11 protein-coding genes are annotated in these 12,964 nt (G+C 71.4%); 7 read left to right on the forward strand and 4 right to left on the reverse strand.

The window, feature by feature from the left end:
* Window positions 1-72 precede the first annotated feature (72 nt).
* Window positions 73-267, forward strand: coding sequence for a DUF1918 domain-containing protein (locus P3T39_RS09205; RefSeq protein ID WP_280696891.1), 195 nt, complete (start codon window positions 73-75; stop codon window positions 265-267).
* Window positions 268-321: 54 nt separating this feature from the next.
* Window positions 322-1,053 carry a DedA family protein gene (locus P3T39_RS09210; protein WP_280696892.1) on the forward strand — a complete coding sequence of 244 codons (732 nt, stop codon included), beginning with the start codon at window positions 322-324 and terminating at the stop codon, window positions 1,051-1,053.
* Here P3T39_RS09210 and P3T39_RS09215 read toward each other — a convergent pair.
* The 4 genes from P3T39_RS09215 to P3T39_RS09230 all read right to left on the reverse strand — a co-directional run bounded on the left by P3T39_RS09215 (window position 1,014) and on the right by P3T39_RS09230 (window position 4,731).
* On the reverse strand, window positions 1,014-1,757 hold the full coding sequence (locus P3T39_RS09215) for a PIG-L family deacetylase (RefSeq protein ID WP_280696893.1): 744 nt from the start codon (window positions 1,755-1,757) through the stop codon (window positions 1,014-1,016). The two genes, P3T39_RS09210 and P3T39_RS09215, sit on opposite strands and share 40 nt — an antisense overlap.
* 13 nt (window positions 1,758-1,770) lie before the next feature.
* Window positions 1,771-2,427, reverse strand: coding sequence for an NAD(P)-binding domain-containing protein (locus tag P3T39_RS09220; protein ID WP_280696894.1), 657 nt, complete (start codon window positions 2,425-2,427; stop codon window positions 1,771-1,773).
* A gap of 131 nt (window positions 2,428-2,558) precedes the next feature.
* Window positions 2,559-4,418: a glutamine--fructose-6-phosphate transaminase (isomerizing) gene (glmS, locus tag P3T39_RS09225; RefSeq protein WP_280696895.1), complete on the reverse strand. Its 1,860-nt coding sequence runs from the start codon at window positions 4,416-4,418 to the stop codon at window positions 2,559-2,561.
* 37 nt (window positions 4,419-4,455) lie between these two features.
* Entirely contained in the window at window positions 4,456-4,731 is a 276-nt protein-coding gene (locus P3T39_RS09230) for a hypothetical protein (RefSeq protein WP_280696896.1), read from the reverse strand.
* 175 nt (window positions 4,732-4,906) lie between these two features.
* Between P3T39_RS09230 and asnB the strand changes: the two genes are divergently transcribed.
* From asnB to P3T39_RS09255, 5 genes are all read left to right on the forward strand, one after another.
* Window positions 4,907-6,757: an asparagine synthase (glutamine-hydrolyzing) gene (gene asnB, locus P3T39_RS09235; protein WP_280696897.1), complete on the forward strand. Its 1,851-nt coding sequence runs from the start codon at window positions 4,907-4,909 to the stop codon at window positions 6,755-6,757.
* 292 nt (window positions 6,758-7,049) lie between these two features.
* A complete protein-coding gene (locus tag P3T39_RS09240) occupies window positions 7,050-8,138 on the forward strand; it encodes a hypothetical protein (protein ID WP_280696898.1) in 1,089 nt (362 codons plus the stop codon).
* A 93-nt stretch (window positions 8,139-8,231) separates the two neighbouring features.
* Complete coding sequence (locus tag P3T39_RS09245; RefSeq protein WP_280696899.1) at window positions 8,232-9,755, forward strand: pyridoxal-dependent decarboxylase; 1,524 nt, start codon at window positions 8,232-8,234, stop codon at window positions 9,753-9,755.
* A 31-nt stretch (window positions 9,756-9,786) separates the two neighbouring features.
* Window positions 9,787-11,178, forward strand: coding sequence for a GNAT family N-acetyltransferase (locus P3T39_RS09250; protein WP_280696900.1), 1,392 nt, complete (start codon window positions 9,787-9,789; stop codon window positions 11,176-11,178).
* Window positions 11,179-11,676: 498 nt separating this feature from the next.
* A complete protein-coding gene (locus P3T39_RS09255; protein ID WP_280696901.1) occupies window positions 11,677-12,939 on the forward strand; it encodes a MurT ligase domain-containing protein in 1,263 nt (420 codons plus the stop codon).
* Window positions 12,940-12,964 lie beyond the last annotated feature (25 nt).

Here is a 12,964-nt window from a genome sequence, read left to right on the forward strand (position 1 = left end):
GACGGCCACCTGCCTCGCTGGTGGCAGACCGGTCGCCCGCCAGTACAGCCCGCACTCCCCAGGGAGCAGATCATGCATGCTGCGGTAGGTGACCAGCTCCACATCCACAGCAGGTCCGTCGGAATGGTGGATCAGAAGGGCAAGATCATCGAGGTGCGCGGATCCGACGGCGAACCCCCGTACCTGGTCCGCTTCGAGGACGGTCACACGGGTCTGATCTACCCGGGCCCCGACTGCAACATCGAGCACGAGGAAGCGATCCGGTAACCACGACCGAGCACGCGTAACCACAACCGAGCACGCGGCCAGGAGCATCAGACCATGCCGGCGCCGCCTCTCCCGGGCCCGCTGGCCCACCTGGCTCCGCTGCTGGACAGCTACGGCTATCCGGCGGTCGGAGCCCTGGTCTTCCTGGACAACTGCGCCGTCCCGGTGCCCGGCCAGACCATCCTGGTGCTGGCCGCCGTCTACGCGGGCACCGGGCGGCTGAGCATCGCCGGCGTGGCCACGATCGCCGTACTCGCCGCCGTCGCCGGGCACTGCACCGGCTATCTGATCGGCCGCACCGGCGGCCTGGGACTGCTCCACCGCTGGGGCCGCTATCTGCTGATCACCGAGGAGCGGTTGCAGCGGGCGGATCGTTTCTTCGGTCGGCACGGCCCCAAGGTGGTCGCGGTGGCCCGCTTCATCGACGGTCTGCGGCAGACCGGCGGAATCATCGCGGGCGCCGCCGAGCTGGACTTTCGCCGCTTCTTCGTCGCCGATGTGATCGGCGGCTTGCTCTGGGTCGGCGCCTGGGCCTCGATCGGTTATGTCGCGGGCTCCGACATCGGCCCGCTGTACAGCCGCGCGCTGCACTACCAGCTCGTCCTGCTGATCGCCGTGGGGGCTGCGGTCGTGGCGGCGGTGGCGGTGAGACTGCTGCGCCGCCGCCGCAGGCCCGGCAAGGACGGGCCCGGCAGCGAGGGCGACGGCGACGGCAGCGGAGGCGGCAGCACCGGAAGCGACGGCGCTCAGGGGCGCAGCGAGATCACCTCGAACGGCGACGCATAGGTCACCCCGAGCCGGCTGCCCGCCGCCCGGCCGGCCGACTCCAGGAAGGACCTCGGGTCGGACATCTCGCCGCCGATCCCGTCCAGATACGCCTTGTGGGCCTGGAGCGAGGCGATCCCGAGGTCGAGGAAGTCCGTGGTGTCCACGGCGTGCCGGGAGTCGGGCGAGGAGGCGGCCCAGACCTCGCGGACGCCGTTCCACGGCTGGAGGCCCTCGTCCGCCAGCTCGGTGAAGATCCAGCGGTTGCCCGCGTCCCGCACTCCGTCCAGGGTGGCCCGGCCGACCGCGATGTGGTCGGCCTGGTTGGGGACGGCACCGCCGTAGGTGTCCCGGAAGTTGGTGGTTATCACGATGTCCGGGCGGTACTTGCGCACCTCGCGGGCGATGTCGCGGCGCAGCGCGATCCCGTACTCGACCACACCGTCCGGGTGGCCGAGGAAGTCCACGTCGTCCACGCCGACCAGGGCTGCGGAGGCGATCTGCTCGGCCTCGCGCAGCGGGCGGCACTCCTCGGGCGTCAGCGAGTCGATGCCGGCCTCGCCGCTGGTGACCATGACATAGCCGATCCGCTTGCCCTGGGAGGTCCAGCGGGCGATGGCCGCTGCGGCGCCGTACTCCATGTCGTCGGGGTGCGCGACCACGGCCAGGGCGCTCTGCCAGTCCTCACGGAGTGGCTCGTACGGGGGCGGTGCCTGCTCGCTCATGCTGCGTCCAGCCTCATTCGGCGATCTTGAAGGAGTAGTTGAAGTCGGTGTGGCCGACGTGGCGCATCATGGTCAGCCAGAACGGCATGAGCATCTCGGTGCACCGGGCCGCCGTGATGCCACCGAGGTCGATCACGGCGGCGGCGGGCCAGCCGAACTGCTCAAGTACCGTCCTGACCTGGGCCTTGGCCTCCAGGTCGTCCCCGGCGATGAAGACGTTGTGCTCTCCGGGCACTCGGCCCGGGTCGACCATCAGCTGGGCGCTGAGGGTGTTGAGCGCCTTCACCACCCGGGTGTCCGGGAACTCCCGCTGGATCTGCTCACCGATGCTGTCGGTGTTGACGGGATCGAGGGTGACCTCGCCGTCGGGCGCGAAGACCAGCGGGTTGGAGACGTCGATCAGGACCTTCCCGGCCAGCCGGTCGGCCCCGGCCAGGCGCAGGGCCTGGAGCGAGACCGTGCCGGCGGTCGCGTTGATGACCAGTTCGCCGAACTCGGCGGCGTCCGCGAAGGTTCCGGCATGACCGTAGGGTCCGGCCTGCTGGGCCCACTCGGTGGCCGCCGCGTTGTCCCTGGTGCGGGAGCCGAGGGTGACGTGGTGGCCCAGCGAGATCAGCTTGGCCGCAAGGGTGCGGCCGACGGCGCCTGTACCGATGATTGCGAACCGCATCGTCAGCCTCCCGTTCCGGTCGGGCCGGGCACGATGCGCCCGCCGCCCACGGTCGAACGATAGCGGCCGCTTCCCTGATGGGCTGTCACCCCGCCGATATGTCGTCAGCTCGGCCGACCCCCGTCGGGGGGCTACTCCACCGTCACGCTCTTGGCGAGGTTGCGGGGCTTGTCGACGTCCCGGCCGAGCGCGACGGCCGCGTAGTAGGCGAGCAGCTGGAGCGGGATGTTGAGCAGCAGCGGGTCCAACTCGGGCTCGCTCTTGGGGACCAGGATGCAGTGGTCGGCGAGCTTGGCCTCGGGCGCGCGGTGGGCGATGGCGAGGATGCGTCCGGAGCGGGCCTTGATCTCGCCGAGGGTGGTGAGGTTCTTGTCGAGCAGCTCGTCGTCGGGGACGAGGGCGACGGTGGGCATCTCGGGGCTGATCAGTGCGAGCGGGCCGTGCTTGAGCTCGCTGGCGGGGTACGCCTCGGCGTGGACGTAGGAGATCTCCTTCAGCTTCTGCGCGCCTTCGCGGGCGACGGGGTAGCCGCGCACCCGGCCGATGAACATCATGCCGTCGGTGGCGGTGCCTGCGGTACCGGCGTACTCGGCGGCCAGCTTGGCGACGCTGTCCTCCTGGTCGAGGATCTCGCGGATCTGGTCCGGCAGGGCCTTGAGGGCGCCGACGATCCGCCGGCCGTCGGCCGGGGAGAGGTCGTGGATGCGGCCGAAGTGCAGGGCGAGCAGCGCGAAGGCGATCACGGTGGAGGTGAAGGCCTTGGTGGAGGCGACCGAGATCTCGGGGCCGGCGTGCAGGTAGATTCCGCCGTCGCACTCGCGGGCGATGGCGCTGCCGACGGTGTTCACCACGCCCAGCACCCGGCCGCCCTTGCGCTTGATCTCCTGGACGGCGGCCAGCGTGTCGTAGGTCTCGCCGGACTGGCTGACCGCGACATAGAGGGTGTCGGCCTCGATCACCGGGTTGCGGTAGCGGAACTCGGAGGCGGGCTCGCTGTGGGCGGGGATACGGGCGAGTTCCTCCATCAGCTGGGCGCCCATCTCGCCCGCGTAGTAGGCGGATCCGCAGCCGAGGATCTTGACCCGGCGGATCTCGCGCAGCTCCCGGGCGTCCAGGTTGAGGCCGCCGAGGTGCGCGGTGGCGAAGCGCTCGTCCAGGCGGCCCGAGAGGGTCCGCTCCACGGCGGCGGGCTGCTCGTGGATCTCCTTGAGCAGGAAGTGCTCGTAGCCGGCGGTGTCGTAGGAGCCCACCTCCCAGTCCACGGTGGAGGGCTGACGGGTGGTCGGGCGGGCGTCCTCGGTGAAGGTGCGGAAGCCGTCGGCGCGGACGGTGGCCAGCTCGCCGTCCTCCAGGTGGACGACCTGGCGGGTGTAGCGGACCAGGGCGGCGACGTCGGAGGCGACGAACATCTCCTTCTCGCCGATGCCGAGGACGATCGGGCTGCCGTTGCGGGCCACCACGATCCGGTCGCTCTGGGCGGAGTCGAGGACGGCGATGCCGTAGGTGCCGACCACGTGGCCGAGCGCGGCCCGGACGGCGTCCTCCAGCTCGGTGCCGTCGGCGGTGTGCGCGGCGACCAGGTGGGCCAGGACCTCGGTGTCGGTCTCGGAGGTGAAGGTGACGCCCTCGGCGGTCAGGCGGGCGCGCAGCTCGTCGGCGTTCTCGATGATGCCGTTGTGGACGACGGCGATCCGGCTGCCGTTGTCGACGTGCGGGTGGGCGTTGGCGTCGCTGGGCACACCGTGGGTGGCCCAACGGGTATGGCCGATACCCGCGTTGCCCTTGCCCCTCTGATTCGAGAAGAACCGGGCAGGCACGGCGGCGGCGAGGTCGGCGACCCGGCCCTTGACCTTGCAGACCTTCAGGCCGCCGCCCTTGCCGCTGACGGCCACGCCGGCGGAGTCGTAGCCCCGGTACTCCAGCCGCTGCAGACCCTCCAGCAGGAAGGTGGTCGCGTCCTTCGGGCCGATGTAGGCCACGATTCCGCACATAGGTCGCACTCCTTTTGTTCAGTACCGGCAGGACGGCTCAGCCGTAGACGATCCGGCGCAGCTGACGGGTCGACAGCTCGGGCGCCGCCACGCGACGGGCGGCCAGTTCGGCGCCGAGGCGGGCGAAGATCTTCTCGTTGGTCAGGCCCCGCGACTGCAACTCACCGTGACGGCGGCGCACATACTCCTCGGTGGACTCGGAGAAGTACGCGAGCACCTCCGCGACCACCCGCGCGGCCTCGCCCGGACCCAGTGGGGTGGTACGGGCGAGGTGGGCGAGCAGGTCTTCGTGAGGGTGTGGTGAGGCAGACACGAGTGGGGAGCCTATGCGTCCACTGCCCATAGTCCAAGATTTCTGCCCGAAATCGGGCAGATCTTCAGACATTCAGCGGTCGTCCAATCCCTTGAAATGTCCAACATTTGAGCGTAGCGTCACCGTACGTACACGCATGGACACCACGGGCACCACAGACACCTTGGGAGTTCGCATGTGCGGGATCACTGGCTGGGTCGCCTTCGATCACGACCTCACCACCGAGCGCACCACACTCGACGCGATGACCGCCACCATGGCCTGCCGGGGCCCGGACGCGGGCGGGGTCCACCTGGAGCGGCACGCGGCGCTCGGCCACCGCAGACTCGCCGTGATCGACATCGAGGGCGGCACGCAGCCGATGACGGTGGAGCGGGACGGGCAGCTGCTCGCCGCCCTCACCTACAGCGGCGAGGTCTACAACCACCTGGAGCTGCGAAAGGAGTTGGAGGCCGCCGGGCACCGGTTCCGCACCCGCAGCGACACCGAGGTGGTGCTGCACGCCTACCTCCAGTGGGGCCCGGACTTCGCCACCCGGTTGAACGGCATGTTCGCCTTCGCCGTCTGGGACGCCCGTACCGAGGAACTGCTGCTGGTCCGCGACCGGATGGGCGTCAAGCCGCTGTACTACCAGCGCACCGCCGACGGGGTGCTGTTCGGCTCCGAGCCCAAGGCCCTGTTCGCCCACCCCGCCGTGCGGCCCACCGTCGACCTGGACGGGCTGCGCGAGCTGCTCGGCATGACCAAGACCCCGAGCCACGCCGTCTACCGGGACATGGCCGAGGTGGAGCCTGGCCATGTCGTCCGCATCCGCCGCCAGGGCGTGACGGATCACCGGTACTGGGCGCTGGAGGCCCACGAGCACACCGACGACCTCGACACCACGGTGTCCACCGTCCGGGCGCTGCTGGACGACATCATCCAGCGGCAGCTGATCTCCGACGTCCCGCTGTGCACCCTGCTCTCCGGCGGGCTGGACTCCAGCGCCGTCACCGCGCTCGCCGCCCGGGCCCTGGCCGCCGCGGGGCAGGGCCCGGTGCACTCCTTCTCCGTCGACTTCGTCGGGCAGAGCGAGAACTTCCAGGCCGACGCACTGCGGGCGACACCCGACGGACCGTACGCGCTGATGGTCGCCGAGCACGTCGGCGCCGACCACCGCCCCATCGTGCTGGCGAACTCCACCCTCACCGACCCGGCGCATCGCGACGCCGTCCTGCACGCCCGCGACCTGCCGATCGGCTTCGGCGACATGGACACCTCGCTGCTGCTGCTCTTCCGGGCGGTGCGCGAGCACTCCACCGTGGCGCTCTCCGGCGAGTCGGCGGACGAACTCTTCGGCGGCTACCCGTGGTTCCACGACCCGGCGATCATCGCGGCAGCGGACTTCCCGTGGATCGCCGCGGCGGCCGAGCTCAACGGCCCCTCCCTCGGCCCGGCCAGCAGCCTGCTCTCCCACGACCTGGTCGCCAGGCTGGACCTGCCCGGCTACCGCGCCCGGCGCTACCGCGAGGCCCTGGCCGAAGTCCCGCACCTGGACGGTGCGGACCCGTTCGAGCGCCGGATGCGGGAGATCAGCTACCTCAACCTGACCCGCTTCGTCCGCCTCCTGCTGGACCGCAAGGACCGGATGAGCATGGCCAACGGACTTGAGGTCCGAGTACCGTTCTGCGACCACCGGTTGGTGCAGTACGTCTTCAACACCCCCTGGGCGATGAAGAGTTTCGACGGCCGTGAGAAGAGCCTGCTGCGCGCCGCCGTCCGGGACACACTGCCCACCGCGGTGGCCGATCGGGTCAAGAGCCCCTACCCGAGCACCCAGGACCCGGACTACCCGCGCGTCCTGAAGTCCGAGCTGGCCGAGGTGGCCGCCGACCCCAAGTCCCCCGTCCATGCGCTGCTCGACCAGAGCGCGCTGGCCGCGGCCCTCCACCCCGACAGCGATCCGCAGGGCTACCGGGCCGCCACCGAACTCACCCTCGACCTGCACGCCTGGCTGCGCGACTACGACGTGTCCCTGGACTTCTGAGGAGCTACCGGGGGGCTACCGGAGGCTGCCGAGGAAATCCTGCGGAACTCCTGAGGCCGAAGCCGCTCTTGAGCCTGGAGTTACTGGAACTACACCAGTGTGACCGCGGTGACCGACGGACGAGTGCTTCGTTGACCAGAGCGGCCGCGCCGTACGACAGGGCCACACCCCTGTCCCGGTTGCGGCACGGCCGCTCCAACCCGAACAGCCCTCTAAGTCCGGCTGTCTTCGGGCCGATACCGCCAGGATGGGGAGGAAGCCCGTCGAAAGCGATCCGCCAGGGGGCCAGAGCATGCAGCCGCGAATCTTCGCGATCATCACCGCCGTTCTGCTGGGGGCACTCGGCCTGGGGGCACTCACCGTCACCCGGTGGACGCCCGGCACCTCACCCGTCGCCGGTCCGAACTCCCCCGCCGCACCGAGCGGCTCCGCCAAGAGCCCCACCGGCGATCCGGCCGTATGGACCCGCAGCACCCTGCGCAACAAGCTGATGGCCGAGATGGAGGCCGGCGACCCCGGCGTCGCACTGGCGGACCTGGACAGGACCATCAAGAAGTCCCCGTACACCGTGCGGTTCTGCCACCCGATCGCGCACGAGCTCGGCCATGCCGCCGTCAAGCGCTACCACGAGGACTTCCAGAAGGTCATCTCCTTCCCGCACGAGACCTGCGCGGCAGGCTATCTGCACGGCGCCGTCGAGGAGATGCTCGCCGCCTCCAAGAAGCCGGAGGAGGACATCCTCACGCTCTGCGCCCCCGCCAACAAGGGCCCCTGCATCCACGGCGTCGGCCACGGGATCATGTTCGTCACCAAGCAGGACGTCCCCGCCGCCCGCGCGCTGTGCAGCAAGTTCCCCACCGACTCCAAGCGGATCACCTGCTCGGAGGGCCTGTTCATGCAGCTCTTCGCGCCCGACGAGGAGGACGAGAACGCCAAGGCCAACCTCCCCGCCGACAAGATCGCCGCAGATCCGCTCTACCCGTGCCCGGAGCAGCCCGCGCTCTTCCAGTCCGCCTGCTACTTCTACGCCCCGACCTACTACCTCAGCTCGCACGACTGGCAGAACCACCCCGAGGTCTTCGCCGAGGCCCTCAAGTGGTGCCTGGCCGGCCGGGCGAGCGGCGGCTCGAACGACTGCAGCCGGGGCGTCGGCTCGCGCACCATGAAGTACAACCTGGACCGCGAGGACTGGGCCGCCCAGCAGTGCGCCACCGCGGCCGAGGCCTGGCAGCGCAAGGCCTGCACCGAGGGACTGGTCAGCTACTACACCGTCAACTACACCGACGCCGGTGCCGTCGGGCGGCTCTGCAAGAAGATCGGCAACCAGGAGATCGTCGGCTACTGCCGCAGCGCCGGCGGCCTGTCCGGCACTCTGGACTGACCACTCGGCCTGAGCCCTGTCCAGCCGTATGATCGGCCGGAGCCAGGTGCGCCGAGGACGCCGCGCCCCAGTCCCATCCGCTGGAGCAGCACCATGAGCGACACCTCCCCCGACGATTTCCGCAGCGCCGCGCGGGCCACCGCCGAGCTGGTCTGCGACTACCTCGACGCCGTGCCCGAGCGCCCCGTCTGGCAGCCGATGGACCCGGCCGAGCGCACCGCCCTGCTGGCGGCGCCGCTGCCCGCCGAGGGCCGGCCGCTCGCCGAGCTGCTGGAGGTCATCGGGACCCGGGTGATGCCCGCGCCGATGGGCAACGGCCACCCGCGCTTCTTCGGCTGGGTCAACTCCGCCCCCGCCCCCGCCGGGATCCTGGCCACCCTGGCCGCCGCCGCGATGAACCCCAGCTCGGCCGGCGGCGACCACGCCGATGTCCACCTGGAGCGTGCCGTCGTCCGCTGGATCGCCGAGCTGGTCGGCTTCCCGCACTCTCCCGGCGGCGGCATCCTCACCTCCGGCACCTCGATGGCCACCGTCCTGTGCCTCGCCGCCGCGCGGAACCGGGCCGCCCGCCTGGCCGGGTACGACCTCCGCGAGCAGGGCCTGTCCTGCCTGCCTCCGCTGGTCGGCTACACCACCGCGGAGACCCACTCCTGCGTGCGCAAGGCCGTCGAGCTGCTGGGCCTCGGCAGCCGGAACCTGCGGACCGTCGCCACCGACCCCGCCGGGCGGCTCGACCTGGACGCGCTGCGAGCCGCCGTCGCCGAGGACCGCACGGCCGGCCGGCTGCCCTTCCTGGTGGTCGCCTCCGCCGGGACGGTGGGCACCGGCGCGGTGGACCCCTTCGAACCGATCGCCGACCTCTGCGCCGACGAACAGCTCTGGCTGCACGTGGACGGGGCGTACGGCGCCTTCGGCGCCCTCGACCCGGCCATCGCCCACCGCTACGCCGGAATGGACCGCGCCGACTCGCTCGCCCTGGACCCGCACAAGTGGCTCGGCGTGCCGGTGGACTGCGGCTGCGCCCTCGTCCGGCACACCGAGGAGCTGCGCGGCACCTTCAGCCTGGTCCCCTCCTACCTGCGCGACGAGAGCGCGGGCGAACTCGGCTGGTTCTCCGAGTACGGCATGGAGCAGACCCGCCCGTTCCGCTCGCTCAAGGTCTGGGCCACCATCGCCCACCGGGGCCGGGCCGGTATCGCCGCCGACATCGCCCGCTGCACCGCGCTCGCCCGGCGACTGGGCGAACTCGTCGAGGCCGACGAACAGCTCGAACTGCTCGCCCCGGTGGAGACCTCCATCGTCGCCTTCCGCTACCGGCCCGAGGCCGCCGACGAGCAGCTGGCGGACAGGGTCAACCGCGAGCTGCCGGTGGCCGTCCAGCTGCGCGGCCGGGCCTTCGTGACCGGCGCGCTCCACCAGGGGCGGGAGATGCTGCGCGCCTGCCTGCTGAACGCCGCAACCACCGAGGACGATCTGGCCGTCCTGCTGGACGAAGTACGGTTGGCCGGAGCGGAACTGACGGGCCGTCCGTTCGGACCCCGAGCGGAATCCGGCGGACCGGAAGCCGCCCGGAACCCGGACGGAGACATTAACCGACAGGTCACGGGGGATTCGTGATCGTGAAACACCGGCGGGACAGCATGACCGTATGGACACTTCGGCAGGCTCGACCCACCAGCCCATCCCACCCTCCCGCGCCCAGCGCCGTATCGCCCGCACCCACCGTTGGCGCAGAGACACCACGGAGCTCGCGGCGGTCTTCAGCGCCGTCGCCGTCGCCGACCTGGTCGCCAATGTGGTGGTGCACGGCCACGACGGCCCTGTCCTGCTCTTCGCCTCGGCCGCCGCACTGCTCGCCACTGCGGTCTGCCACGCCTGGTGGGCACACCGGCACCCGCACGCACCACCCGCACCCGATCCCGGCGCACCGCCCGGGGAGGACCCGGTGACCGGACCACTGCGGGACTTCGAACAGACCGCGCTCTGGCGGATCCGCGCCACCGTCTCCGACGCCCCCGGCAGCCTGGCCCGGGTGGCCACGGCGCTGGCCGGACTCCAGGTGAACATCGTCTCGATGCAGGCCCACCCGCTGCCGACCGCGACGGTGGACGAGTTCCTGGTCCGCGCACCGCGTACGCTCACCCGTGCCGAGCTGGCCGCCGCGATCGCCACCGCCGGGGGCCACGACATCTGGACCGACCCGGCGGACGCGCACGACCTGGTGGATGTGCCGACCCACGTCCTGGCCCTGGCCACCCGGACAGCGCTGGACGCCGCCGAACTTCCGGTGGCACTGCGGCAGCTGTTCGGCCGCTGCACCATCCGGCAGTACCCGGACGGCGGTCAGCAGGCGGCGGCCGGGATCGACGGCCATGTGATGCGGCTGCCCGTGCCCTCCGGCGACCTGATCGAACTGACCAGGCCGCATCTGCCGTTCACCCCGACCGAGTTCGCCCGCGCCCAGGCGCTGGTCGAGCTGGACAGCCTGCTCGGGCCGCGCGTCCCCAAGGTCGAGGCCCGCCTCAGTCTCCCCGCGGGCACCGACCTGACGGTCCGCCGGGCGGACACCCACGACAAGGCCGCCGCACTGGCCATGCACCGGCGCTGCTCGGTGGACACACTGCGCAAGCGCTACCACGGGCCGGTCAGGGACGCCGACAAGTACCTGGACCACCTGCTCGACCCCCGGCACGGCCAGACCCTGGCGGTGGAGGCCGCGGACGGGCGGATCGTCGCGCTCGCCCATCTGATGTGGGACGACGACAGCGCCGAGGTGGCACTGCTGATCGAGGACGACTGGCAGCGGCGCGGCCTCGGCGTCGACCTGCTGCGGCGGATGGCGGCGCTGGCCCTGGAGGCCGGAGTGCAGACGGTGTACGCCGTCACCCACGCCTCCAACACCGGGCTGATCGCCACCATGCGGCGGCTGGCCGCCCCGCTCGACTACCAGGTCGAGGAGGGCACCATGGTGATCACCGCTCACCTCGCCGAGGCCGCCGAGCAACTCCCGACCCCCTGGCCGACCGGCCCGGGCCGCTGACCGGGCGAAGCACGGAGAGCTGCGCAAGCCCCCCCCCGGGGGGGCGCGGGGCTCTGCGCGAAGCACGGAAAGGGGCGCGGGGCTCTGCTGGTCAAACCACCTGCGCGAGACGGAAGGGCGCCCGGGTCGGGCCCGGTACGTCGGCATGCCGTTCCTCGTGAGCTCGCGGTGGGGCGGTGCAACGTGCTCGACCGAAGTCGGTGCAGCACCGTACCTTCCGCGTCCGCGCACGTGGTCTGATCAGCAGGGCCCCGCGCCTGTGACTGGTCGGCCCGCGCCCCTGAGGAGCAACCCCTTGCCCCTGGGACAGCCCGCTGGGACCGGCCGCAGGCCCCCCTGCCGAGGGCCCGTCAGAGCTCTGCCGGGGCAGTCCTGGCAGGCCGCATGGGGTCCGGGACTCGGAGCCCGGGCGCGGAGTGGGTAGGCTGGGCCCGTCCCCGCCGCCCGACGGTCCCCGCACGACCAGGGCGGTGCCGCAGCAAGGAGGAACCACTGAGCATGCCAGGCACCGATTCGGAGGCCACGGCCGCACGCGAAGCCTCACTGCCCGCCCGCGCCAAGATCGCCGTGACGGCGGGCCGGGTCGCCGCCGCCCTCTCGCAGAAGGCCGGCCGAGGCAGTGGCTCGGTGATCGGCGGCAAGGTCGCCCTCAAGCTCGACCCCGATCTGCTCGCCACCCTGGCCGAGCACCTGGATGTGGTCCTGGTCAGCGCGACCAACGGCAAGACCACCACAACCCGGCTGATCGCCGAGGCCCTGCGCGCCGCAGGCCCGGTGGTCTCCAACGCGCTGGGCGCCAACATGCCCGCCGGTATCACCGCCGCGCTGGCCGGTGGCTCGGACGCCAAGTTCGGCGTGATCGAGGTCGATGAGAAGTACCTGGCCGGGGTCGCCCGCGACACCCGTCCCAAGGCCATAGCGCTGCTGAACCTCTCGCGCGACCAGCTCGACCGGGCCGCCGAGACCCGGATGATGGCCGAGAAGTGGCGCGAGGGCCTCAAGGACACCGACGCGGTGATCATCGCCAACGCGGACGACCCGCTGGTGACCTGGGCCGCCTCCTCCTGCCGCAAGGTGGTCTGGGTGGCCGCCGGTCAGGCGTGGAAGGAGGACGCCTGGTCCTGCCCGTCCTGCGGTGGTGTGATGCAGCGCCCCGGCGACGACTGGTTCTGCCAGGACTGCGGCTTCCGCCGCCCGCAGCCGCACTGGGCGCTCCAGGGCACCCATGTCATCGACCCGCAGCGCGGCGCCTGGCCGATCCAGCTCCAGCTGCCCGGCCGGGCCAACCTGGCCAACGCCACCAGCTCGGCCGCCGTGGCCGCGGTCTTCGGCGTGCCGCCGCAGGTCGCCCTCCAGCGGATGCAGACCGTGACCGCGGTCGCGGGCCGCTACGACGTGGTCTCGTACCTGGGCCGCGATGTGCGCCTGCTGCTGGCGAAGAACCCGGCCGGCTGGCTGGAGACCTTCTCGCTGATCGACCAGCCCCCGGCCCCGGTGGTCCTCTCGGTCAACGCCATGGACGCCGACGGCACCGACACCTCCTGGCTGTGGGACGTGGACTACGAGCGCCTGGCCGGCCACCCGATCTTCGTGATGGGCCAGCGCAAGCTGGACCTGGCCGTCCGCCTCGAGGTCGCCGGGCTGCAGTTCCAGGTGGTCGACACCCTGGAACAGGCCGTACAGATGGCACCGCCCGGACGGATCGAGGCGATCGCCAACTACACCGCGTTCCAGCAGCTGCGCAAGGCGGTGGCGAACTGATGTCCTTCCCCACCGGTCACCCGCA

This window comes from Kitasatospora sp. GP82 (genome assembly GCF_029892105.1).
Classification (GTDB): Bacteria; Actinomycetota; Actinomycetes; order Streptomycetales; family Streptomycetaceae; genus Kitasatospora.